This is a genomic window from Kitasatospora sp. NBC_00240 (genome assembly GCF_026342405.1).
In the GTDB taxonomy this organism is placed as follows: Bacteria; Actinomycetota; Actinomycetes; order Streptomycetales; family Streptomycetaceae; genus Kitasatospora.
In genome coordinates this window covers 182399-206493 of the sequence record NZ_JAPEMU010000002.1, presented here as the reverse complement: position 1 = coordinate 206493, position 24095 = coordinate 182399, and the positions used below count along the sequence as shown (strand labels likewise).

16 protein-coding genes and 5 pseudogenes are annotated in these 24095 nt (G+C 67.4%); 5 read left to right on the top strand and 16 right to left on the bottom strand.

The genetic code is table 11. The features are described 5' to 3' along the window. Positions 1 to 28: 28 nt before the first annotated feature. From OG689_RS40760 to OG689_RS40750, 3 genes and pseudogenes are all read right to left on the bottom strand, one after another. The gene (locus OG689_RS40760; RefSeq protein WP_266328095.1) at positions 29 to 1384 is read right to left on the bottom strand and encodes a PhoH family protein; all 1356 of its coding nucleotides are present in this window, start codon (positions 1382 to 1384) and stop codon (positions 29 to 31) included. A gap of 915 nt (positions 1385 to 2299) precedes the next feature. Next, positions 2300 to 2809, bottom strand: coding sequence for an ATP-binding protein (locus OG689_RS40755; RefSeq protein ID WP_266328093.1), 510 nt, complete (start codon positions 2807 to 2809; stop codon positions 2300 to 2302). Between the two features lie 179 nt (positions 2810 to 2988). After that, a pseudogene (locus OG689_RS40750) lies at positions 2989 to 3129 on the bottom strand (IS110 family transposase); the annotation flags it as partial. An 81-nt stretch (positions 3130 to 3210) separates the two neighbouring features. Between OG689_RS40750 and OG689_RS40745 the strand changes: the two are divergent. Together OG689_RS40745 and OG689_RS40740 are read left to right on the top strand one after the other, a co-directional pair. Next, on the top strand, positions 3211 to 3594 hold the full coding sequence (locus OG689_RS40745) for a hypothetical protein (RefSeq protein WP_266328108.1): 384 nt from the start codon (positions 3211 to 3213) through the stop codon (positions 3592 to 3594). 20 nt (positions 3595 to 3614) lie between these two features. Next, on the top strand, positions 3615 to 4619 hold the full coding sequence (locus tag OG689_RS40740) for an IS3 family transposase (RefSeq protein ID WP_266328091.1): 1005 nt from the start codon (positions 3615 to 3617) through the stop codon (positions 4617 to 4619). A gap of 13 nt (positions 4620 to 4632) precedes the next feature. Here the strand turns inward: OG689_RS40740 and OG689_RS40735 are convergent, their stop codons facing one another. After that, the gene (locus OG689_RS40735) at positions 4633 to 5706 is read right to left on the bottom strand and encodes an IS110 family transposase (RefSeq protein ID WP_266328089.1); all 1074 of its coding nucleotides are present in this window, start codon (positions 5704 to 5706) and stop codon (positions 4633 to 4635) included. Positions 5707 to 5951: 245 nt separating this feature from the next. After that, positions 5952 to 7189: pseudogene (locus OG689_RS40730) on the bottom strand (IS110 family transposase). An 88-nt stretch (positions 7190 to 7277) separates the two neighbouring features. On the opposite strand from OG689_RS40730, the pseudogene OG689_RS40725 reads away from it, so the two are divergent. Next, positions 7278 to 7520, top strand: a pseudogene (locus OG689_RS40725) (transposase); the annotation flags it as partial. A gap of 794 nt (positions 7521 to 8314) precedes the next feature. On the opposite strand, the gene OG689_RS40720 reads toward OG689_RS40725, so the two are convergent. Both OG689_RS40720 and OG689_RS40715 read right to left on the bottom strand, forming a co-directional pair. Then, a complete protein-coding gene (locus tag OG689_RS40720) occupies positions 8315 to 9679 on the bottom strand; it encodes an NF041680 family putative transposase (RefSeq protein WP_266328381.1) in 1365 nt (454 codons plus the stop codon). A gap of 226 nt (positions 9680 to 9905) precedes the next feature. After that, positions 9906 to 10382: pseudogene (locus OG689_RS40715) on the bottom strand (IS5 family transposase); the annotation flags it as partial. 115 nt (positions 10383 to 10497) lie between these two features. Here OG689_RS40715 and OG689_RS40710 point away from each other — a divergent pair. Continuing rightward, complete coding sequence (locus OG689_RS40710; RefSeq protein WP_266328087.1) at positions 10498 to 11760, top strand: ISL3 family transposase; 1263 nt, start codon at positions 10498 to 10500, stop codon at positions 11758 to 11760. A 25-nt stretch (positions 11761 to 11785) separates the two neighbouring features. On the opposite strand, the pseudogene OG689_RS40705 reads toward OG689_RS40710, so the two are convergent. The 6 genes and pseudogenes from OG689_RS40705 to OG689_RS40680 all read right to left on the bottom strand — a co-directional run. Next, positions 11786 to 12136: pseudogene (locus OG689_RS40705) on the bottom strand (transposase); the annotation flags it as partial. Positions 12137 to 12292: 156 nt separating this feature from the next. After that, positions 12293 to 12733 carry a hypothetical protein gene (locus OG689_RS40700; RefSeq protein ID WP_266328085.1) on the bottom strand — a complete coding sequence of 147 codons (441 nt, stop codon included), beginning with the start codon at positions 12731 to 12733 and terminating at the stop codon, positions 12293 to 12295. A 219-nt stretch (positions 12734 to 12952) separates the two neighbouring features. After that, positions 12953 to 14205 (bottom strand): IS3 family transposase gene (locus OG689_RS40695; RefSeq protein ID WP_266328083.1). Its coding sequence is split into 2 segments (ribosomal slippage): positions 12953 to 13923 and positions 13923 to 14205, totalling 1254 coding nucleotides; the frame shifts between segments, so codons are not numbered across the junction. 29 nt (positions 14206 to 14234) lie between these two features. Next, on the bottom strand, positions 14235 to 14786 hold the full coding sequence (locus tag OG689_RS40690; protein ID WP_266328081.1) for a hypothetical protein: 552 nt from the start codon (positions 14784 to 14786) through the stop codon (positions 14235 to 14237). Between the two features lie 142 nt (positions 14787 to 14928). Continuing rightward, complete coding sequence (gene ltrA, locus OG689_RS40685) at positions 14929 to 16710, bottom strand: group II intron reverse transcriptase/maturase (protein ID WP_266328079.1); 1782 nt, start codon at positions 16708 to 16710, stop codon at positions 14929 to 14931. Positions 16711 to 17322: 612 nt separating this feature from the next. After that, positions 17323 to 17769 carry a hypothetical protein gene (locus OG689_RS40680; RefSeq protein WP_266328077.1) on the bottom strand — a complete coding sequence of 149 codons (447 nt, stop codon included), beginning with the start codon at positions 17767 to 17769 and terminating at the stop codon, positions 17323 to 17325. 238 nt (positions 17770 to 18007) lie between these two features. On the opposite strand from OG689_RS40680, the gene OG689_RS40675 reads away from it, so the two are divergent. Next, on the top strand, positions 18008 to 19729 hold the full coding sequence (locus OG689_RS40675) for an IS1634 family transposase (protein ID WP_266328075.1): 1722 nt from the start codon (positions 18008 to 18010) through the stop codon (positions 19727 to 19729). A 295-nt stretch (positions 19730 to 20024) separates the two neighbouring features. Here the strand turns inward: OG689_RS40675 and OG689_RS40670 are convergent, their stop codons facing one another. The 3 genes from OG689_RS40670 to OG689_RS40660 are packed head-to-tail and all read right to left on the bottom strand — an operon-like array spanning position 20025 to position 23954. Beyond that, positions 20025 to 21563 carry a helix-turn-helix domain-containing protein gene (locus OG689_RS40670; RefSeq protein ID WP_266328073.1) on the bottom strand — a complete coding sequence of 513 codons (1539 nt, stop codon included), beginning with the start codon at positions 21561 to 21563 and terminating at the stop codon, positions 20025 to 20027. Positions 21564 to 21570: 7 nt separating this feature from the next. After that, positions 21571 to 22662 carry a DUF917 domain-containing protein gene (locus OG689_RS40665; RefSeq protein WP_266328071.1) on the bottom strand — a complete coding sequence of 364 codons (1092 nt, stop codon included), beginning with the start codon at positions 22660 to 22662 and terminating at the stop codon, positions 21571 to 21573. After that, a complete protein-coding gene (locus tag OG689_RS40660; protein WP_266328069.1) occupies positions 22659 to 23954 on the bottom strand; it encodes a hypothetical protein in 1296 nt (431 codons plus the stop codon). The genes OG689_RS40665 and OG689_RS40660 overlap by 4 nt, the downstream gene beginning before the upstream one ends. Positions 23955 to 24095: the final 141 nt, after the last annotated feature.

Genomic DNA, 24095 nt, shown 5'->3' with positions numbered 1-24095 from the left:
CGACCGCAGCCCCGGACCGGTGGCCCGGCTAGGGCTGGATGTCCTCCAGCATCTCGGTGACGAGGGCGGCGATCGGGGAGCGTTCGGAGCGGGTGAGGGTGATGTGGGCGAACAGCGGGTGGCCCTTCAGCTTCTCGACGACGGCGACGACGCCGTCGTGGCGGCCGACTCTGAGATTGTCGCGCTGGGCGACGTCGTGGGTGAGGACGACGCGGGAGCCCTGGCCGATCCGGGAGAGGACCGTGAGCAGCACGTTGCGTTCCAGCGACTGGGCCTCGTCGACGATCACGAAGGCGTCGTGCAGGGAGCGGCCGCGGATGTGGGTGAGGGGGAGGACCTCCAGCATGCCGCGGGAGATGACTTCCTCGATGACGTCGGGGGTGGTGACGGCGGAGAGGGTGTCGAAGACGGCCTGGGCCCAGGGGCTCATCTTCTCGGACTCGGAGCCGGGGAGGTAGCCGAGTTCCTGGCCGCCGACGGCGTAGAGCGGTCGGAAGACCATCACCTTGCGGTGCTGCTGGCGTTCCAGGACGGCTTCGAGTCCGGCGCACAGGGCGAGGGCGGATTTGCCGGTGCCGGCGCGTCCGCCCATGGAGACGATGCCGACGTCGGGGTCGAGGAGCAGGTCGAGGGCGACGCGTTGTTCGGCGCTGCGTCCGCGCAGGCCGAAGGCTTCGCGGTCGCCGCGCACGAGGCGGACGCGGCCGTCGCCGGCGACGCGGCCCAGGGCCTTGCCGCGCTCGGAGGTGAGGACGAGTCCGGTGTGGACGGGGAGCTCGTCGACGCCGTCGACCTCGACGGTGTGGTCGTGGCCGGCGCCGAAGAGGGCGTCGACCTGGTCGCCGGAGACGTGGAGTTCGGACATGCCGGTCCAGCCGGAGGTGGCGGCGAGTTCGGCGCGGTACTCCTCGGCGAGCAGGCCGACCGAGCTGGCTTTGATGCGCAGCGGGAGGTCTTTGGAGACGACGGTGACGTCGTACCCCTCGGCCTGCAGCCTGCGGGCGACCGCGAGGATGCGGGTGTCCGCCCCGCCCGTGCGGTAGCCGGCGGGCAGTATCGACGTGTCCGAGTGGTTGAGTTCCACCCGGATGGTGCCGCCGAGTTCGCCCACCGGGATCGGCTCGTCGAGGCGGCCGTGCCGGATCCGGTAGTCGTCGAGCAGGCGCAGTGCCTGGCGGGCGAAGTAGCCCAGCTCGGGGTGGTGGCGCTTGGCCTCCAGCTCGGTGACCACCACCACCGGCAGGACGACCTCGTGCTCCTCGAAGCGCGTCATGGCGAGAGGGTCTGCCAGGAGCACGCTGGTGTCGAGAACGTACGAGCGCCGGTCTGGTGTCCGGAAGTGGGCGGCCAGCTTGGCGACGGTGCCGCGGTCTTCGGTGATCATGCGATTGCTCCCTGCCGACGACGACCGGTGTCCGATCGGAACCGACCGGGGGAGGACTGCCGGATGCCTGTCCCGACGCCACTGCGAGAGGGGAAGAATTCCCGCTCTGAAAAGAATGCTTCCATGAGGCGGCCGTACGGTCGGCGTCGCCTGTTTCCTGATGTCATGGCGAATTCCTCCTCCGTGAACGGAGCTTCGAGTTCGGAGGCTTCCCGCCATGCCGGCCAGGTTTCACTCCAGGAACCCGGATTGGGTCCGGCAGTCAGTCGGATGAACCCGCCCTGCGCTGCTGTGGATGAGCGCGACCACCCCAGCGAGGATTGGGCATTTGCAGGTGGCCGATCATTTGTTGCTATATGCGCTAAAGCTACGGTAGTCAGTGATCTGCGCCAAATGTCTGGAATATGAGGTGAATCACAGCACGTGGAGCTTGGGCATGGAAGGGGCTTCTCCGGCCTGTTGCGCCGTGTCCTCGCGTCCGCGCCGCCAAGCGGGGAGACGCCTTCGAAGGCCTCCCGCGCCGGGCATTTCGGCGAGAAAAGCCAGGACTTCGCTGGCTTTTCCGACGCATTCTGCCGGCGGCTCCTCTTGCCTGTGGCCCGGCAGCGGCAGGTGGTGCGAGCGACGTCTGCGGCCACCCTCGCTGCGGACGGCATTGGCCCCGCGCCGTCGGGAGCACAAAGGGAGGTACCAGCTGGGTCCGGGCACCCATGTCTCCACGCTCGGAAGGTTTGGACGTCTTGGCGGGCAGGCTTCCTGCCGATGTGACGAGTCTGGTCGGGCGTCGGGCGTCGGGCGGAGCTAAAGCGGGTGCTGGAGGACTCGCGTCTGGTGACGTTGACCGGCATCGGTATAGGCCTCCGGAGTGAGTTCTGCTCCTGGCCGTGAAGTACAGAGGCGGTCGACCGCAGTTGCTCACGACTCCAGGTCAGTGAGCAGTACGTCGACATCCACACGGTAGCCGTTGTCCGTCTCCCGAATGGCGAACCAGTGGGCGAGGAGTTCGACGATGTCGAGTCCGCGGCCGTGCTCATCTGGATCGGCGCACGCCGGCTCGGAGCTCGTAGGGCACGGGCGTCCGGTATCGGAAACCGCGATGTTCAGGATCTGTTGGCGCAGGGTCAGGCTCACAGTCATCTCTGAACGTCCATAGCGTGATGCGTTGGTGGCGAGCTCACTGATGATCAGGACGGCGGAGTCCCGATCGTCCGGAGCCAGGAGCCAGTGGCCCAGTACATGCGAGGCGAACTTACGGGCGGTCCGTACCTGGTCATCGGTGGCCGGAAGGGAGATCAGCGCCTGGCGCGTGGTCGCCAGGGCCGGGGCGTCAGCCGGAGCGGTCTTGACCGCGGAGGCCTCTGCGGGAAGCCTGCGGCTGACGGGGACCGCGGGGGCTTCAACAAGCTGAGATCGGCGAGTGCTCATGACCCCTCCTCTCCTTCGGGTGGGGAGCCACCTCTGCGGCTCTTGCTGTGATGGAAGCAGCTTCTCAAGGGCAGGGGCAGCAGCCATGGGCGTCGTGTTGCTTGCTTAGGGACGTCACTGGGCAGATCGCACATCCGTCATGTCGGCAGGCTGGCAGGGAGACTTCCCAATGCCGCTTGTCAAGGAGCTGCGATGACTGGTGGTGCAGGTTGGTAGCACCGACCGTCACGCAGAAGTGCCCACAGGACATTGACCCGTCGACGCGCCAGGGCCAGGACGGCCTGGCTGTGGCGCTTGCCTTCGGCTCGCTTGCGGTCGTAGCCCTCTCTGTCAGCCTTGGGTGAGACATCCCGCTTTGGCGGGTTAGCCTGAGAGGGCCCCGAGTAGGAGTTCCACCCCTGATGACCAGCACCAATCCGTCCGCTGCCAGCCCGGCTCCCAGGCCGAAGCGCCGCACGTTCAGCCCCGAGTACAAGCTGCGGATCGTCGCCGAGTACGACGCCGCGCCCGAGGGTGAGAAGGGTGCGGTCCTGCGCCGCGAGCGCCTGTACCACTCCCACGTCACCGAATGGCGGGCCGCGCGCGATGCCGGCGCCCTGGAAAACCTGGCCGACCGCCGCACGAGCCCGGTGCGCCCGAAGAAGTCCGCCGCCGAGGTCGAGAACGAGAAGCTGCGCCGGCAGGTGGAACGGCTGGAGAAGGAACTCGCCCGGAACAAGGCTGCGGTGGAGGTCCTGGGAAAAGCGTCGGCGCTCTTGGAAATGATCTCCGAGAGCGCGGACTGAGGCACGCCGCCGATCCCGTCGTGGACGAGGCTTTCACCGCCGTCGAACACGAGCTGGGCACCACGGCGGCGTGTCGGCTGACCGGCCGCTCCCGGGCCACCCACTACCGCAGGCTGAAGCCACCGCCCGCGCGCCGGACCAGGTCCCCGCAGGTCCAGCCGTCGGCCCTGACGGCCGAAGAGCGTGATGCGGTACTGGCGTTGATGAACAGCCCCGAGTACGCCGAGTTGCCGCCCGCGCAGATCTGGGCCCGCGAACTGGACACCGGGCGCTACCACTGCTCGGTCTCCACGATGTACCGGATCCTGCGCGAACGGGGGCAGTCCGGTGAGCGCCGCCGCCAGGCCACCCACCCGGCCAAGGCGGTGCCCGAACTCGTCGCCGACGGCCCATCCCAGGTGTTCACCTGGGACATCACCAAAGCAGCCGGCCCCGGCAAGGGCATCTGGTACCACGCCTACGTCATCATCGACATCTTCAGCCGCTACATCGTCGGCCACACCGTCGAGGCAGCCGAATCAGCCGAACGGGCCGAGGAGTTGATCCGCGAGACCATCGCGCGCAACGGCATCGTCCCCGAGACCGTGCACGCCGACCGCGGCACCTCCATGACCTCCAAGAAGGTCTCCCAGCTGCTGATCGATCTCGGTGTCACCCGGAGCCACTCACGCCCCAGGGTCTCCAACGACAACCCCTACAGCGAGGCACAGTTCAAGACCACCAAGTACATGGCCGACTATCCCGAGCGGTTCGACTCCCTGGCCCACGCCCGCGAATGGTTCGACGCCTTCATCTCGTACTACAACCACGAGCACCGGCACTCGGGCATCGCACTTCACACGCCCGCCAGCGTCCATTTCGGCACCGCCGAGGAGATCCGCGACCAGCGGGCCGTCACCCTCGCCGAGGCCTACGCACGCCACCCCGAACGCTTCGGCCGCCGCCCCAGACCACCCGAGATCCCGCCGACGGCGTGGATCAACGACCCCGCCAAGCGCCGCGAGCCCGCACCACAAACCTCATAGCCTCACGACCGTCTCACTGGACTTGAAATCTTCCGTAGTACCGCCGCGAGTCGGGGCAGCACGTCAGGCTGCTCATCGCCGACATGTAGAAGACGCGTTGGAGCCCGCGGTGGTAGCGGGTCGGGCGATGCCGGTTGCCGCTGATCTTGCCGGAGTCGCGCGGCGCGGGCGCGAGGCCGGCGTAGGTGGCGAGGCGGTCCGGGCTCGCGAACAGGGCCATGTCGCCGCCGGTCGCGGCGAGGAACTCCGCGCCGAGCAGGGGGCCGATGCCGGGCATGCTGGTGACGATCTCGGCGTGCGGCTGGGCCTGGAACGCGGCCTGGATCGCCGCGTCCGCCTCGGCGATCTTCTCGTTCAGGTCCATGACCTCGCGGGCCAGGGTGTGCACCATGCGGGCCGTGGCCTTCTCGCCGGGGACGGCGGTGTGCTGGCGCTCGGCGGCGTCGACGGCCAGCCGGGCGAGGCTCGCGCAGCCGCGGACCTTGCGGTTGCGGAGCCAGGTCTCCAGTCTGCTGGCGCCCATGCGGCGTATCCCCGCCGGGGTCTGGTAGCCCGTCAGCAGGACCAGCGGACCGTTGTTGGACAGGTCCAACGTCCGTTCCAGGGCGGGAAAGAGGCTGGTCAGCATGCCTCGGAGCCGGTTGACGGCGCGGGTGCGGTCGCAGACCAGGTCGGTGCGACGGCGTGTGGTCAGCCTGAGCTCGGTCAGGTCGTCGTCGGCGACGTTGACGGGCATCAGGTCGCGGCGCATGCGGGCTTGGTCGGCGATGACGACAGCGTCGCGGGCGTCGGTCTTGCCTTCGCCCCGGTAGCCGGCGCTGGCTCGGTTGACGGTCCGGCCGGGGATGTAGAGGACGCGCTGGCCGTGGCCGACGAGCAGGGCGATGACCAGCGCGGCGCCACCGTCGGCGAGGTCGATGGCCCAGGTCACGTCCTCGCCCAGAGCGAGGACGTCGGCGATGAGCTTCAGCAGCTCGGGCTCGTCGTTGGCGATGCGGCGCGACAGCAACTTGCCGCCCTGGGCGTCCAAGGCCACGCAATGGTGGTGTCCCTTGCCCGCGTCGATCCCCGCCCATATTCCGGTCATCGTGCTCCAGGTGCCGTCGAAGTTGTCTCGTACTCGGACGACCGCGCCGGCGTTGTCCTACTCAGCGATGTGCTCGCAACTCCCAATGAGCGGCCGGGTCGTCGTTGGGGCACCGGGCGGCCAAGTCTCGCAAGCCACGGTCGGCAACATCTCAGCAGCCACACCCGGCACCCCTGGGCGACCGGACCCAACGAATGGCCCGCTCATCCCGCTCAGAAGGTAGGACTTCTCAGCGAGCTAAGGAGTCAAGCGGCAGCCGTGATGGACGACGTGACAAGGGAGGTGAAGGCGTGATTCTCATCGAACAGCGTGCGGTTCTGGAGGCAGTGGAAGAGCTGTCCGAGCAGTCGGCTCAGGAGGTTGCGTTGGGCGCCGGCGTGCCAGTCTCCGTGGTCGCGTCGGCGGCGGTAGTGGGCGTCGGCGCCGGGCGAGGCCTGGAGGGAGGAGAAAGCCCAGAGGAATCCGGCGTGCATGAGCCGGTTGTTCTTGACCATGCGTCGGCCGATGTAGCTCTTCTTGCCGGAGGCCCGGGTGATGGGTGCGGATCCCGCGTAGGCCTTGAGCCGCGGGCGTCGGCAAACCGGGTCCGGTCGTCGCCGATCTCCGCCAGAACCCGCGCCGCCAGCTGAATGCCCAGGCCCGGGAAGCTCAGGTATATCTCCGCGTCCAGGTGCTCACGGAACGCGGCCTCGACCGCCTCGGCGAGGTCGTCACCGGCCTGGCAGGCCGCGTCGAACTGCTTCAGCAGGGCGGCCAGCTGGTGGCCGAAGGCGTCCTCGACCGCTTCGGGGCGGCGGGCGTGCTCGGCCCGGAAGACCTCGCGGAGCCGATCCGCCTCGGCGTCGATCTCGCGCTGGCGGCCAGCGCGCTTGAGCGCGGCCCGTAGCTGGGCCAGGGAGAGCTTCCCGGCCCGGGCCGGGGTCGGCGCGGCAGCGAGCACGGCGCGGGCATCCGATCGGGCGAGACCGCCGGCCTTGCTCTGGAAGGCCTCCAGGGCGGCTGGGTAGTACTCGCGCAGGAGCGAGCGGATCTGGCCGCCGAGCATTTGGCGGTTCCAGACGGCATCCTGTTGGGCGCGGGCCAACACGGTGACAGCCAGGCCCTGGTCGGAATCGGCCGGCAGTAGCCGGTGCATGGGCATGTCGGTGCGCAGGATGTTCGTCAGGACCAGGGCGTCGGCCACTTGACTTCTTGCGGCTGACGCCGTGGCGGTCGCGGTAACGGGCGGCGGCGAGCGGGTTGATCGCGAACACCTGACGCCGGCCGGTGCGCAGGACGGCCACCAGCAGGCCGTGGCTGGTCTCGATCGCCACCGGGATCGGTGCTTCGGGCTGTCGCCGTGTTCGGCGAGCAGGTCCAGCAGCAGCCGGTAGCCGGCCGCGTCGTCGCTGATCCGGCGCTTGGCCACCAGCTCACCGACTTCGTCGACCAGGGCGACGTCGTGATGCGGTTCGGCCCAGTCGATGCCGCAGAAGATCTTCAACCGACACCTAACAGTGTCCGTCACACCAGACAGACCCAGATCCCACTAAGACCGTGTCCTACGTGGCTGTGGTCTCGTTGTGTGGGTCATCGGGAGTGGTGAGTGGGGATGGATCGTTCCTGACGGCTTGTGGGAAGTGGTGGAGCCGCTGCTTCCTGCGGCTCGAGTTCGCCGGCAGGGTGGTGGGACGGTCAACTTGGACGATCAGGCGGTCTTCGCCGCGGTTGTCTACGTGTTGACGACGGGGTGTGCGTGGCCGCATCTGCCACCGTGTTTCGGGGTGTCGAAGTCGACGGTGCACCGCCGGTTCACGATCTGGTCGAAGGACGGCACCCTTGCGGCTGGGTCTCTCGACCCCATCCGGTAGGGCCGGCGGCTCAAATGCCCCTCCCTGGCCTTGACGGCGCCAGCAGGTGGAAGGATCAATGGGCGCATCAGCTCGACATATTAAGGAGACCCTTGCATTCTCTGACGCGAATTTTCGGCACTGCCGCCACGACACTTGTCCTAGTGGCAGGGGGCGGTGTCGCCCTGGCTCCCTCGGCCTCCGCCGCGCCGTGGGGGACGATGCAGTGCAAGTCCATCAACGCAGACCAAGGAAGACTCCAAGGGTATCTCTGCAACACCCTGCAGTGGAACGGGTGGCGGGCTTCCTTCGCGAACAAGGGCAGTACCAGGCGGCTCGACTTCAGGCTGAACTGCCTTGCGGATGGCTCTTGGTTTAAGGTTTACGATCCGGGATCTTTCTACTCCAAGAGCGGTCAGGTGAATAGCTACATCTTCGACTACGATAACGTCGTTGCTGCTCATACAGATCCATCCGCCTGTGCCGTGGAGATGTTCGACTATGGAACCAGCTATTGGTACTCGTCCGGGTCGGGCATCAGTAGGTGACAATTGACGGACATCCCCGATCGGGGCTTCGGCCTCAGGACCCCGGACTGTTCCCTGGATGTCCGGTACGGCCCTGATCGTCATGGGCGGCGCATTCGGACATGAAGCGATGAGCATGGCATCTGTGGATCATGGAGTTCTTCAGGCTTCAAGATCTGTGAGGGTGCCGTGCTCATCGCTTTTCCTCATGCCCATTTGGCGCCATCGGCAGCGCCTTCCTTAGCTTGTTCTTTATGGTCTGATTCGGTCGCGTTCGATGATGGTCATGGGGCGTCGGACGGTTTTTCCCACGTCGTAGCGGGTGGCGGATCGGCTGTTCTTCGAGCCGGCCGGTCTGCCGGGGCCCGGCCTGGTGGGTTTGGGCGCACGGGCCGGACAGAGCATGGCGGGGCGGAGGTTCCTGAACCCCCGACGGACCCGGGCGGGGGTGAGCCTGTTCGGTTCGGTGGGCCTCTCCCAGGGTCGGCGGAGGTCCTCGGCGAGGGGACGGGCGAGGCGGAGCTGGGTGTGCGCGACGATGATCAGCCACGTCCAACGGTCCGCCGCCTCGGGGCTGCGGAGCTTCGGCCGGGTCCAGCCGAGGGTCTGCTTGATCATCCGGAACGTGTGCTCGAGGTCGAACCTTCGCAGGAACGCCTGCCACCGTAGGTCGACGCCGGCGCCCTCCAGGCCGGTGGCGGAGGACCACAGCCAGACCGGCAGGGGATCGCCGCCGCCGGGCAGACGGTCGACCTCCAGGCGGATCAACGTCCCCTCGAGGGCGGGGAGTTCGCCGTCGTGGTCGATCCACGCGGCGCGAGTCGTGAGCCGGGGGTGGAGGCGGTCCCAGGCCATCGCCCGGGCCGCGCCGTAGCGGTCGGTGACCTGGGTCGTGGCCGCGCCCCACGTCTCCGGCTTGGCCAGGCGGAACTCCTTGCCGTGCTTCGGATATCGCCCGCCCCGGGGATAGGCCAGGGCGTATTCCTTGAGCGAGGGCGTCGGCCGTCGCATGACGCGGTCCGAGCGCAGACGCCCCAGGACCTCGACGGGCAGCCCGTCGAGAAGGTAGGCCATGCGCGGGGCGTCGTAGCCGGCATCGAAGACGACCATGATGTCCGGATCCCCTTCCCGCCACCGCCCGCCGGCGATCAGGTTCTCGACCACCCGGCGGACCTCGCGGGCGGTGACCTCGGCGACATCGTCCGCGGGACCGAGCCGCACCGCGTCCAGCAACTGGCACCACGAGGTGCGGCCCGTCTCCAGGGCCGCAACGAAGGAGTACGGCCAGCCGGGGATCATGAGGTGCTGGTCCCGGCCACGCCCGTAGGTGTGGCAGAACAGCCGGTCCGCACTGCACTCGGCGTCCGGTCTCAGCCAGTTGCTCACGTCCACCGCCAGCACCAGCCGCCCGTCGGCCGCCTTCGGCTGCGGCAGCCCGGCCAGCGCACGCCCGAGCCGCCGGGCATCGATACAGCCGCGGTTCAGCGCCTCGTACAGGGCGCCGTGCCCGCGCCGGTGCTCGGACACCAGCGACAGTTCCACCGGTGAGACGACGGGCCCGTCCCAGCACAGCAACGCGTCGGTCAGCTCGAACAGCGCGTCACGCCGGTCGGACAGGCACCCGTAGAACGTGCCCCGGAAGCGTGACGCCTCCGCGAACGCCTCCTCCTGGGCACCCGAAGCACACTCATAAGCACGGCCCTCGCGGTGATCCGGTGTACTCCTTGGCAGGAGCACAGGATCGGGCGAGGGCCGTGCCGACGTGCGGCGAACTCCCATGTGAGTGACCGTGTACGACCCCATGTTCGACACCGGACCAAAAAGAACAAGCTTAGACCGTGTCCTATGTGGTGGTCTTGGACAGGCGTTTGTGGCATGTGATGACGGCGGCGAGGTCGCAGAAGGCCAGGTAATGGCGGTGATCGCGTTCGTAGCGTCGGGCGATCCGGCGGTAGCCGGTGAGCCACGACATGGTGCGTTCGATGACCCACCGATGGCGGCCGAGGGTCTGGCTCGACTCGATGCCCTTGCGGGCGATCCGGGGCAGGATCTGCTGCCGGCGGAGCCATTTCCGCAGCTCAGCGTTGTCGTACGCCTTGTCTGCGTGCAGCTTGCGTGGCAGGAGGTGCAGGCCTCGCTCGGGGTCGTGCTTCGCAAGGAGGGCTTCGACCAGGGGCGTCAGGCCGTGCTGGTCGTGGGTGTTGGCGGAGGAGATGCCGACGATGAGGGGCAGCCCGTTGCGGTCGGACAGGACGTGCACCTTGGAGCCGGGCTTTCCACGGTCGACGGGGCTGGGACCTGTATGTTCACCCCCTTTTTCGGGCTCTTGTGCTCCATCTGTGGGTCGCTGAGGAGCGCCTGACGCAGTACACGCCGTCCCCTGTGCAGATCTTGAGGTGTTGAGGCCCGAGATCGGTTTGCGCAGGGAGAACGGCGTGCGGTTCACCACGGTATTGAACGCGCTGGTCGGATGCGAGCAGGCGGTGCCGGAGGACGTGCGGTTCGAGGTAGATGCGCAGGTCATCGTGGTCGCGGTCCGGCCGAGGTCTCGGGCGCGTCGCCGTTGCGGGATCTGTGGGAGCCGCTGTCCGGGGTTCGACGCCGGTGCGGGGCGTCGGCGCTGGCGTCACCTGGACGCTGCCGGCCTCAAGCTCTACCTGGAGGCCGACGCGCCCCGGGTGACCTGCCGGCGGCACGGGGTGGTGGTCGCCGCCGTCCCCTGGGCCCGCCACGACGCCGGGCACACCCGCGACTTCGATCAGCAAGTCGCCTGGATGGCCACCGAATGCTCCAAGGCGGCCACTGCCCAGCTGATGCGGACTGCCTGGCGCACGGTCGGCGCGATCATCACCCGCCACCAGGCCGACGCCGACGCCGGGATCGACCGGCTCGCCGGCCTGCGGCGTGTCGGCATCGACGAGATCTCCTACCGGCGCGGGCAGAAGTACATGACCGTCGTGGTCGACCACGACTCCCGACGGGTGGTGTGGATGGCGGACGGCCACGGCAAGGACGTACTGCGCTCCTTCTTCGACGTGCTGGGCGCCGACCGCGCGCACGGGCTCACCCACATCAGCGCCGACGGCGCCGAGTGGATCGCCGACGTGGTCGCCGAGCGCGCTCCCAACGCGGTACGCGCCATGGACCCGTTCCACGTCGTGGCCTGGGCCACCGAGGCCCTGGACGAGGAACGCCGCTCCGCGTGGAACCGGGCACGACGCGAGGCCGCCGACCCCGAACTCGCCCGCCGCCTCAAGCACTCACGCCACGCGTTGTGGAAGAACCCCGAGGACCTCACGCCCCGCCAGCAGGTCAAACTCGCCTGGATCGCGACCAACGACCCCCGCCTGCACCGCGCCTACCTGCTGAAGGAGGGCCTGCGCACGATCTACCGGATCGCCGCCGAGGAGGGCGTCCAGGCCGCGGTGAAGGCCCTGGACCGATGGCTGTCCTGGGCCGCCCGGTGCCGCCTTCCGGCCTTCACCGACCTCGCTCGCAAGATCAAGCGCCACTACGAGGCCATCCTCCACGCGATCATCGAGAAGCTGTCCAACGGCCTGATCGAGTCGACGAACACCAAGACCCGCTTGATCATCCGCCGAGGCTTCGGCTTCCGTTCCGCCGAGGCCGTCATCGCCCTCGTCATGCTCTGCCTCGGCGGCAACCGCCCCACCCTGCCCCGACGCCAACTCGCATGACCCGACCCACAGGTCCAGCACAAGAGCCCTTTTTCGCGCGGACGTGGACGGAGTCGACGACGACCCGTGTCAGGTCCAGGATTTCGGCGTCGGCCAGGCGCTCCAGCATCACCCTGCGGAGCCGGCCCCACAGGCCGTCCTTCGACCAGATCGTGAAGCGGCGGTGCACCGTCGACTTCGACACCCCGAAACACGGTGGCAGATGCCGCCACGCACACCCCGTCGTCAACACATAGACCACCGCGGCGAACACCGCCCGATCATCCAAGTTAACGGTGCCACCGCCCTGCTGGCGCACTTGAGCAGCAGGAAGCAGCGGCTCGACCACTTCCCACAATCCATCAGGAACGATCCATCCCCACTCACCACTCCCCATGACCCATACAACGAGACCACCACCACGTAGGACACGGTCTAAACCGGGGTGATCTGGAACCGCCTTCACTACGGATTAGGAACACCGTCAGCCAGTCCCGGTCGTCGATCATCTGGCGCATTCTGCGGGAGACGTGGGTATTCAGCCGGTCCCAGATCAGCACGAGTGGTGCCCTGACGAGCTGGTGGACGCCCCCAGCAGGGCGATGAAGTCGTTCTCGCCCATGCTGCTGCGATTGCCCCGGCCCGCCGGATGGGCCGGCCCCAGGCGCGTTGTCGCTTCGGCGGTCGGCGGGTGAAGCCTGCCTCGTCGCCGAGTTGTCCGGGACGCGGTGCCGGGATTGCTCCCGGCCCGTTTCCCCGGACCTCTCACCGAACCCGTCGAAGAGTTCTTCGAGTTCTGCCCCAGCCGGGCATCCATCTGCGCGTTCCGAGGCTCCGACTCGACGATGCGCGCGCTCGCCGCCGCCAGCTCGGCCCGGAGCACGACGATCAGCGAGGCGAACTCCTCGTAGATGGGCAGCGGATCCCGCGACAGACCGTGACCCACATGATCAACGAACCGGACGCCAAGATCAACCAGCCCGGAGAGAACCACCTATCCAGTTACCTGAGCACACTCACACCGGACTGCGCCACCGGTCTCCTCGCCAGCACGCTCACATGAGGGTGTCCATCCCCTCGTTTCGTGAAGTCCTCTCTATGCGTGTCTCGTCCTGGTGGACGGCCTGTTGTCGTTGCTGTCGGATGATGCGTTCGAACTTGGCCGGCGGGAGTCCGCTGGCTCGGGTGAACCGCCCCGGGTTCGGTAGAGATCTCAGGTTGTGGTTGTGACCTGCGGTTTTGTGGCTGTGAGGTAGTAGGTGTTCTCGTACTCGACCGGTGGGACGTGGCCTATCTCACCGTGGAGTCGGCGGTGGTTGTACCAGTCGACCCACTCGGCCGTGGCCAGTTCGACCTGCGAGAGGGTGCGCCAGGGTCTCCGGGGCTTGATCAGTTCGGTCTTGAACAGCCCGATCGTGGACTCCATGAGGGCGTTGTCGTAGGCGTCGCCGACGGATCCGATCGAGGCTGCGATGCCGGCGGCGTCCAGGTGCTCGGCGAGCCGGAAACTCGTGTACTGCGACCCGGCGTCCGAGTGATGTATCAACTCGCCACGCTGGTAAGGGAATCCGTCGCGGTCACGCTGCCACAGCGCCATGTCCAGCGCGTCCAGGACGAGCCGGGTCTCCTTGGACGTCGCGGCCGACCAGCCGACGATGCGCCGGGAGAAGGTGTCCACGACGAAGGCGACGTAGACGACGCCGGACCAGGTGGTGATGTGCGTGAAGTCGGCGACCCAGCAGCGGTTCGGCGCGCCGGCGACGAAGTCGCGGTCGACCAGGTCCGGGGCACGTTCGGTGGTCGGGTCGGCAATGGTGGTGATGACCTTCTTGCCGCGCACGGCGCCGGTGATGCCGAGTTCGCGCATCAGGCGCTCGACGGTGCAGCGCGCCACCGTGTGGCCCTGCCGGCCCAGCTCCCGCCAGACCTTCCGTGCCCCGTACACCCGGTAGTTGGTGTCGTGGACCTCCTTGATCAGCTCCTTGAGTTCTTGGTCGCGCACGGTGCGGGCTGCGGGTGAGGCCAGGCGCTTGTGCTGCGCGTAGTACGTGGAGGGGGCGATGCTGCAGCCGTGCTCGGTGAGCACGCGGCAGATCGGCTCGACGCCGCCGAAGCGGCCCCGGTGCTCGTCGATGAACGCTACGAGCGCTGGTGTGGCCGGTCGAGCTCGGCCGCGAAGAAACTCGCCGCGGCCTTGAGGATCTCGTTGGCGCGCTTGAGTTCGGCGATCTCCTTCTTCATCGCCTTGATCTGCGCGGACTCCTCCATGGTCGTGCCTGGGCGCTGTCCGGAGTCGACCTGGTCCCGGCGCACCCAGTTGCGCAGGGTCTCGGCGGAGCCGATGCCCAGCTTCTCCGCGACGGCCCGCAGCGCGGCGGACTCGTTCGGGTAGTCACCGAGGACCTCGGCGACCATGCGCACCGCACGACGGCGCAGCTCAGGCGGGTAGGAAGAGGGACGTGCCATGACTCGAATCCTTACACGAAATCGAGTCTCTATCGAACCCGGTGCGGTTCACCCGGCGGGGTCGAGTAACGCACCGAGTTGAAGCTGATCGTGCGATCCGAGCCCACCACCCGCTCCTCGCCCAGCGCGAGCGCCAGCGGCTCGGCCGGCAGGACGTGCAGCGTGGTGCGTTCGATGTCTAGGCGGTCGACGGGTATCTGTCCCGTTGCTCGGTGGCGGCGCGTGTTCACCGCATCGCACCAGGTCAGACAGGCGTCCGCGAGCTCGGCGAAGGAGTCGTAGGCGGGCAGCAGGTTCGCGTCGGTGGGCACCAGGTCGGCCTTCGCGATGCGGACCGTGGCCTCCGCCCCGCCCTTGGACTCGGGGTCGTAGGGCACGCAACTCACGACCTGGCAGCCGTAGTGCCGACCTGCGGCGACCATCTGCGGATGGCGGACCGGGATCCCGGCGATGTGCTCGACGGTGACGGTCTTCGCGTTGTCGGTCAGCACGTAGGTCGGCGCCCCGCCGATACGGCGCAACGTGGTGTCCAGGCAGGCGACCAGGGTGCCCAGCGTGCAGTCCCGGACCGGGATCACCACCCGGAAGCGGGACCAGGACAGCCACGCGCAGAACAGCCAGGTCCGCCGCCCCGCGATGCGCGGGCCCTGTCGGGTAGCGGGGACGCATTGCTGCGTCCCCGCCCCCTCAGAACCGGGCGAGCGGGTTTCCCCGCACCTCGGCTCAAGCAAGCCCCGAGGGCATTGCGGTGGATGGAACCGAACTCCTGCGCTGCCGGACCATCAGGCTCCGGTTGCAGGAGGCGTGAACGAGGCGCGTTCGATTCCCGTCCGATCGGCCGTCCCGCCCATGGTGGGTGAGATAGTCGGCGGCGATCGCCCGTTTGACGACGTTCAGCCACCACCGCTCCCAGTCCCGAGGGGACCGCGGGGGCTGGTGGGGGCTGAGCAGGTGGTCTCCGCAGAGCAGGCACCGACCGCCCTGCTCGGAGAGCAGGCGCAGGTTGTAGCCGTCCAGCGGAGGGGGCACCTTGCGTCGTCGGGCGGCCCAGTAGTCGGCCAGGTCCGGGTCATCCGGGGATGCCCGACCGGTCACCAGCTGATGCCGGACGATGGTGGTCCAGGAGAACTTGGTCAGGAAGGTGATGTCCCCGCGATCGTTCACGCTGTGATCGCGGGCACCGAACACCCACCAGTCGTTCCTGAACCGGTTGAACCGGCCGAAGTAGCGGCGAGCAATCCACTTCTTCGACTTGTTGGGATGGCTGTGGCAGGCCCACCGGTAGGTGAGTTGCCACGTGTAGTGGTCCAGCCTGCTGAACAGCGCACTGGACACCACCCCCCGGTAGTAGGCAGCCCAGCCCCGGATGATCGGGTTGAGCTTGGCGATGACCGCCATCGCGTTCGAGCCGCGCAGTGCACGCACCTCGTCGGCGAGCCTCTTCCGGATGCGCCTGACCGCGTCCTGGCACGGTGTGATCAACAGCTTGCCGGGCCGATCCCCGCGCCGGTACCGGCGCAGGTTGAACCCCAGGAAGTCGAAGCCCTCTTCGAGGTGGACGACCTGCGTCTTGTCCTCGTTGAAGACCAGCCCCCGGGGCGCGAGCCATTCGGCGAGCCGTGCCTTGACCTGCTGGGCCTGCTGTTCGGAATGACAGCAGACCACCAGGTCATCGGCGTATCGGACCAGGATCGGGGAGTTCGCCTTCGCGATCCCGGCGTGAACGCCGCGCTCGCGGTAGCGGACCCCTGCGGCCTCCTCCAGGCCGTGCAGGGCCACGTTCATCAACAAGGGGCTGACCACGCCGCCTTGGGGAGTTCCCTCCTCAGTGCGGACGAGCATGCCCTCCTCGACCACCCCGGCCTTCAGCCAGCCCCGGATCAGATCCCTGGCCGGGAACGAACCGAGGCTCTCCAGGAGCCGGACATGGTCGATCTTGTCGAACGCGGCCGACAGATCGGCGTCCAGAATCCACACCCGCTGGGTCCGGGACCCTTTGAGCGCGTTGTAGAGGGCGCCGATGGCATCGGCACAGCTTCGACCGGGACGAAATCCGTAGGAGCGGGACTCGAACCGGGCTTCCCACTCGGGCTCCAGCGCGTTGCGGACCCGTGCCTGGTGGCACCGATCCATGATCACTGGGATGCCGAGCGGACGCTGCTTGCCGTTGGCCTTCGGGATGAACACGCGTCGAACCGGAACCGGGTCCCAGGTCGAGCGGTCACGGTGCACTCGCTCCGCGACCTCCGCCCTGGACTGCGACGACAAGGCGACCTCGCCGTCGATCCCGGCCGTCCGACGCCCGGTGTTGCGCTGGGTCACCTGTCGCACGCTGATCAGCGTGTTCGACCATGAGCCCAGCATCATCTTCTGCAAGGACCGGACGCGGGCCCAGTCCTCGTTCCGCGCCGCCTTGAAGATCCGGTGCCGCAGCCTCGTTACGTTCTCCTCGTGGTGCCGCCAGACGACGGCGTCCCACTCCAGACCGCCCTCGGGTCCGTTCACCTCAACGGTGTCCAACTTGTCCCTCAGTTCGCAAGGTCGCAAGACCATCTGTTCAAAGGCTCACCTGCCCACGTCAGCGCCCTTTCGGGCCCGGTCGCAGGACCGGCATCCGGTCGGTTTCCCTCGGCGGCCGCCTGGAGCGACGGCCCGTTGCCGCGAGTCCCGTCGCCTTTCGGCTACCGGCATCTGCTTCTTGGGCATCCTGTCCCGCCGGGGGCTTCCGCCCCTCTTGCGATCGGCCTACCGGGCCGGATGACCGGCTCGGACCCCGACGGGGTTTCCACGTTCCGCGTATGTGAGATGCGACCGGGGTGGGTGCCTCCTAAACCCCGGGGCCAGCGGTGTTCACGCAACCTCTGGGGACGCTGAGGTCGCCGCTTGCCGCCTCCACCAGCGGCCAGGCCCTATCACCTGGTGTCCTTCCCGTCTTCCAGGCTTGCGATGACGAGGTGTCATCAGAGGTTCACTCACGTTCACCCGTCCGGTCTTCCCCTTGCCCGGTTGCTCCCCCGGACAGAACGGGGGCCCTTGGGCGTCTTCCTCAAGCTCCGCACCCCCGGCAGGCAGGACCTGCGGACGCACGTTGAGGAGGGGACCGATCTCGAACACTGATCAGGAACTACGCAACCGGCATTGCCGGCCTCCAATCTGCGAGTTCACTCGCCATACGCGACTTCGTGTCGCACCGCCCCAGTCGAACTGCAGCCACCGCCCGGGCTCGGGGATCCACGGTCGGTAGGTCCGCCGCTTGCCCGCCTTCCACGCGGCCTTCGCCGCGTTCACCGCCCGCCGGGTCGAGCGGGCACTGCCCGGATAGCCCATCTTCACGAGCTTGTCGTGGACCACATCGGACCGGATCGTCGCCTTGGACTGCTCGATCCACTCCTCGATCTTCTCCAGGAACGCATCGATCATCTTCGGCCGCGGCTCGCGCTCATACGGATTGCGCCCGCCGGCGCGGGCCTCGACATACCGCTTGACCGTCTTCGGGTCGTGCCCTGTCAGGGTGGCCGCCGACCAGACCGTCTCGGTCAGGTCGTACGCCTCAAAGATTTCCATGATCTCTCTGTCAGACTTCGTCACAGGACCTCTCCGGCCGGTTGCTGTTGCTTCGCAAACACCAGCAAACCGGACCCTGCCTTCCGCGTAATTCAGGGGCTCTGCAGTCCCTACCGGGTTGAAGGTGCAGGTCAGCTGGGTGGGGGCTGGTGACGCGGTCGGATTCGCCTAGAGACGCGATTTTGCGGATTCGCCTGCGCTGACGTGCAGTTGGTCCGTAGGGTCTGGAGTCGTGTATGTGAAGACGACGAAACGGGAGAACAAGTCCGGCACGGTCCGGTACCTGCACCTGGCTCACAACGAGTGGGATCCGGTGAAGGGCCGGGCGGTCCCGAAGGTCCTGTTCACGTTCGGCCGCGAGGACGACCTCGACCGGGACGCGGTGAGACGCCTGGTCGCGTCTCTATCGAGGCTGCTGGAGCCGGGTGAGGCACTGGCGTCGACGGCAGCGGGTGACCTGGAGTTCGTTTCGTCGGTCCCGTTCGGCGGCACCTACGTGCTCGATCATCTCTGGCGGAGGCTGAGGATCGACAGGATCGTCGGGCAGGTCGGGCAGCCCAAACGGGGCCGGCGCCGGGACATGTCGGTGACCGAGCGGGTGCTGTTCTCCCTGGTCGCGAACCGGGCCCTGGCTCCGTCGTCGAAGCTGGCCGCCGCGGACTGGGTCACGCACGACGTGCATGTCGAGGGCCTGCCGGCCACCGACGACGATGCCTGCTACCGGGCGATGGACTGGCTCCACGAGGTGACCGACGACCTGGAGAAGCGGGTGTTCGACGAGGTCGCGAACCTCCTCAACCTCGAGGTCGACCTGCTGTTCTTCGACACCACCAGCACCTACTTCGAGCTGGAGGAGGCCGACGAACCCTCCGCCCGCGACGACCGGGGCCGCCTCCTGACGGACGACCGCCCAACCGCCGAGGAGGACGGCGGGTCCGTGGAGCAGGCCGGGTTCCGCACCTTCGGCAAGTCGAAGGACTCCCGCGACGACTTGCCGCAGATCGTGATCGGGATGGCCGTCACGAGGGACGGGATCCCGGTCCGTGTCTGGTCCTGGCCCGGCAACACCGGTGACCAGAAGCTGATCCGGCAGGTCAAGGACGACATGCGGGACTGGACCCTGAGCAAGATCGTGTGGGTCACCGACCGGGGATTCTCCAGCGAACGCAACCGCCGCTACCTCCGCCGGGGCGACCACGCCTACATCGTCGGCGAGAAACTCCGCTCCGGCAGCCCGGAGGTGAAGGCCGCCCTGTCCCGTCAGGGCCGCTACAGCGAAATCACCGGGAACATGCGGGTCAAGGAAGTGCGGATCTCGGAGACCGAACGGTTCGTGATCTGCCACAACCCCGAAGCCGCCACCCGTGACCAGCACATACGCGAACAGCTCGTCTCCCAGCTCACGACCCTGATCGAAGGCACCGACAAGCTCAGCGACTTCAAGCGCGGCGAGCTCCGCGGCAAGCTCGCCGACAAGCCCGGCCTCAACCGCTACCTCCGCACCACCCCGGCCGGCAAGCTCCGCGTCGACACCGCGAAGATCAAGACCGAGGAGAACCTCGACGGCAAGTACCTGCTGCGATGCTCCGACCCGCATCTGTCGGCCGAGGACATCGCCCTCGGCTACAAGCAACTCCTCGAAGTCGAGCGGGGGTGGCGGGACATGAAACAGATCATTGACCTGCGGCCCGTCTATCACCGGCTCGAGGAGCGGATACGCGCACACGTCGTCCTCTGCTGGCTCGCCCTGCTGCTGATCCGCATCATCGAGACCACCACCGAGGAGACCTGGACGACGATCCGCCGCGAGCTCGACCGGCTCCACCTCGGCACATTCACCGGCCCTACCGGCCTGTTCCGACAGGTCACCACCCTCACCAAGCCCCAGACCGACCTCCTGGCCAAGCTCGGCATCCCCGCACCGAAGCAGATCATCGCCCTCGAACCCGCACCCCGCTGACCAGCACGAACACCAGCGCCTAGAGAAACGACTCTCAGGCGCCCTCACCCATGTCCGCGCAGGTCAGACCCCAGATTCGTGACTCTAGGCAGCTGAATTACGCGGAACGCAGGCGGACGGAGGGGTCTCCTTCAGTTGAGGAAGCGATCAGGAACACCGCAGGCCGGACGACCATCCACCTGGATTTCCGGTGGCCATCAGCCGGGACTCAACTGGCCGCACACCTGGACTTTGCCACGGCCGCCGACAATCGATCACGAGGGACAGCAGGTCTCCACGTCCCACCGAAGGATCATCACAGAGCTTGATCGACGTCTGAAACGGACCCTAGTTCAGCTAGGTAGCAGGCAACATGCAGCCCCAAGAGTCGGTCCGGGTCATCGACAGGGAGGTTGGTGCGGCGAATCCGCTCCATCCGCGCGGTCACGGTATTGCGGTGGACGCCGAGGCGATCTGCCGCACGGCTCGTCGATCCCCCGCAGTCGAGGTAGGCGGCCAGCGTGGCGACCAACTGATCACCTTCCTCACGCTCAATGAGTTCTGCGAGGGTGTCCCGTGCGATCCTGCGGAGGTTCGGGCCTGATCCAGCCGTCAAGAGGACGCGGGCCCCGAGCGAGGAGAACGGGATGACGCCGACTCGACCAGATGTCCGGACGGCCCTGGCCGCGAGCATGGCCTGTCCGAGCGTCGTGCCGAGGCTCTCTTCCCCGTCGACGGGCTCACCGACTCCGGTACAAAAGGCGACTCCGAGATGCAGGTGGCCCAGCTGGCGCATCAGCCGTTTGACCAGTTGCTGGGTTACCGTCGCTCGTTGCTGGCGGAGCAGGTCGTCGTCCTCCTGCTCTTGGAGATCGTCGGGAAGGTCCCACGTCTCCCACAAGGCCCAGCCCTCGCCGTAGGGCACCGGGACCAGGTCAGACTTACGGCTCGTCCATGATGACCGCAGGGACAGACCCAGCTGCTCGCTTCCGGCCAGGCCGGGGTCGACGGGCAGCAAGACCGCACCGATGAGCCTGCCACTGGTCACCCAACCAAGCTCACTGGCCGGTTCACGCGAGGTCGGCCTGGCCAGGAGGCGGTCGAGTGCCCAGCGCTCGCGCTGGTTCTGGGTCGCCAATGACACACGCGTCGCCGCCTCGTAGGCGATCACATGTGTCCGCGCGATCTCGAGCACCCGAGTCACCGTCTCGCGCCACGTCGCCGAACTCCACGTGAGCACAGCGACGAGCTCACGACCGGACTGGAAGTCCAAGACCGCCAGAGGGACCCTGATCACGCGCGCTTCGTCCGCCCCTCCGGTCTGATGGCCCGCGATCAGCACGCCCTGTGGGCCGTGAAGCCCCACTTGCACACCCGGCAACTCCTGGTTCAAGACGTTGAGGCCCGCGGCCACTGTGCGCTGCTCCGCTAGCCGGGTGGCGCACCGTGCCACCAATCGAGCTCGTAGCGCCTCGGGGTGGGTGACGAGGGCGGACAGCTGCAGGGCGAGGGCAGGGAGGTCGCCGTCGTGGAAGCCCACCGGCATCTCCAGACGCTCTGCCAGTCTTGTGACGGGCTGTGCTGCAGTCTCGTCCAGCTGTGCGATGACACAGCGAACGCCGCGTTCCCAGGCGTACCTGACCGCGATCTCGACCGCCCACGGCGCGCGTGCGACGGGGAGCTGGAGCACTACCACGGTGCCTGGGCGGGAGCTGTGGATCTCCTCCAGATCCGAGATGAGCTGCACCGACCGGACCTCCCGCTCGAGCGCTGAGGCCACCGGTATCCGGGTGTTTCGCATCGCGTCGGAGCGCAGCAGCTCACCCCAGGTAATCACACTTGCTGCGGATATCATCGTTCACTCACAGTACCGGTTTGAGCGATCCGAGGGGCAGGCCGAAGGCTTCCGGACCTGCCAGTTTGCGTCCCTCCGGCGTGTGCCAAGCAGGATCGGCCGGAAGGAACAGCACATCGATGACGTCCCCCAGCTGGAGGTCGATCAGGTCGACGGTGCGGCGGCGGATCGGGTCGAGCATGCAGATTGTGTCTGGGGTGGATGCGATGATGCGGCCGTCAATCGTGGCAAGAACCACTTCGTTGCGTACCTCCAGCCGGATCCATGACTTCGTGGGGCCACTGTCCTCGATCAGGATGCCGATGGGCTGGGCCGGCTGGTGGGTCCTGCCCCCACCGTCACTGTGCTGTTCGATCTGGAGCACCCGGCCGCGGCCTATGAGACGGCCCCCGAGCCGCCGGGCCAGTTGTCCTCGTGGGCCGGTGGACCCACCGCGCAACGTGGCGCCGATCTCGACACAGCGCGAGATGGCGTTCGCTATACCAGTGCGGGTGAGGTCCCTGACCGGTGCGGGGTAGAGGGCGCAGAACAGCCAGCCACCCGCAGCGGTAACTGCAGCACGCGTGAGCGTCTCGACACGACCGCGCGGTGACTCGATGGTGACAAGATCGCCCCACGGTCCCACACCGACCAGGGGACTGGGCGAGAGACCGCCGAGTGCGTAGGTGGTCTGGTCGATTAGCGGCAGCACTCTTCCCTGACCGTCGCAGTCCAACAATGGCAGACCAAGCTTGCACGCTGCCGCAACCGCCAGCAGCGCGTTCGGACCGGCCGAGTTCAATGCGGCAATGGCCACAAAGGGGCGACCGTAGATTCGCGTCATCCTCTCGACCACAATGCGCGGCTCGTCGCCCCGGAATGGTATCTCCAGATTCGCGGGCAGCGAGCCCACACCCCCGACCGTGACTGCGTCCGCGTCCTCGTCGAAGACGGTGTGGGCCTCTTCTACCCCTACGAGGGAGAGCCGGCCGCGCTCCTGCATCAGCTCGCGGACCCACGTCGAAATCGAACCGGGAAACGTGTTGGCGGCAGAGAAGACACCGAGCTGACTTCCGGCGAGCAGGTCGTCGAAGTCGTCAGCGGTCAGCCATCTAGTCATGGTGCTTCTTCATCCGTGCCGTCGACGTGCACGCGCATGAGCACGGGCCCCGACTCCAGAAAGGAGAGAGGCGCTACGGTGTCGGTCACGGTGCGGGGCCTCACACGGGCGTCCGTGGCCAGCACCCGACTCTGCGCCATCGTCCTAGTGCGCTGGCGGGCACTGTCGCGGCCCTCGGCCCCTTCGACGACGGCGAGCTTAACCACTTCGCTCTGTGGATGTGCCGCTGCAGCACCGAGAGCCGCCAGCTCCCCTGAGACCTCCCTGACCACATGAAGGACAGGAAAGCGTTGCGCAAGCTCTGCGGCGAACTCCTCGAAGGCGGAACTCACCTCCTCGTGCCACGACGTGGGCTCCCAGTCGAACATGGCCGGCACCAGGACAAGCGCCAGGTCCGCACGCACGAGGTCCGGAACAATGGCCTCACTGAGCACGTCTTGTGACAGGGTCACCCGTGAAGCAAAACGTTGGCTCAGATGGACCCCCGGCAGCAAGGCAGGGAGCTGGCGCAGCGGCTCGGTTCGCAGACACCCCTGCTCGATCGTCATCAACTCCGTCTGCTGGGGTGTCCATACCAAGACGATGGCATCACCCACGCCGCAGAAAGCCGCTGCGCCCTGCGCGAGTGAGGCCGCGCGGGTGCCGAGCGCGCGGATCGGAAAGGCGCGAGTCTCCTCCCTCCCGAGACGCGAGCCGTCGGCGAGAAAGAACGACTGGCGCGACCGAGGCGCAACGTCGTGGACAACCTGCTGCAACCGGTCAAACAACACGCTGCTCGGCGCAAGCAGTGCCGCGTTGAGGATCGTCGACGCCTCACGCTCGATGAAGCGCAGGCCGCCTATCTGGTGGGACAGGACGACGGGTCGGCCGCTGCGCCGCACCAGGTGGTCGGCGACCAGCAACTCGATCTCCTCGTCCATGAGGGCGCCGACCGCGACCACTGCGAAGCTGTCGGACTGCGCAGCGTCCGCCTGGCGTACCACCTCATCGACGAGACCGTAGTCGATCGGGACCGGACGGTCGCCGTTCATGTCCGTTCCGCCGACCATGTGCACGCTTCCTCCGTCGACCCGGGCGACGAGGTGGTCAGGCCAGCTCGCCAGCGGTTGCCGGATCGACGTTCGGCTTGGTGAAATCCGAAGGCTGGTGACTCGCCCGACAGGGAGGGCTGACCTTTCCCTGAGAGAGGCGGCGAGCAGTCCGCCGAGATCGATGACCAGATCGGCGATCTGAGCATTTTCCGCGACGACCTCGCTGAGGACCTGTGATATCGCGGCTGCTTCTGCGGCCAATGGGCCCCTATGGGCCCTGCCGGCCGTAGACGAGATCGCGCGGGTCACCCCCGGCCGCGAAGCTGCCATGGGCACGCAGACAGCGCTCACGCAACGTTCGCCGACCCAGATGCCTATTCTGCTCACCACCTCCCAATCATG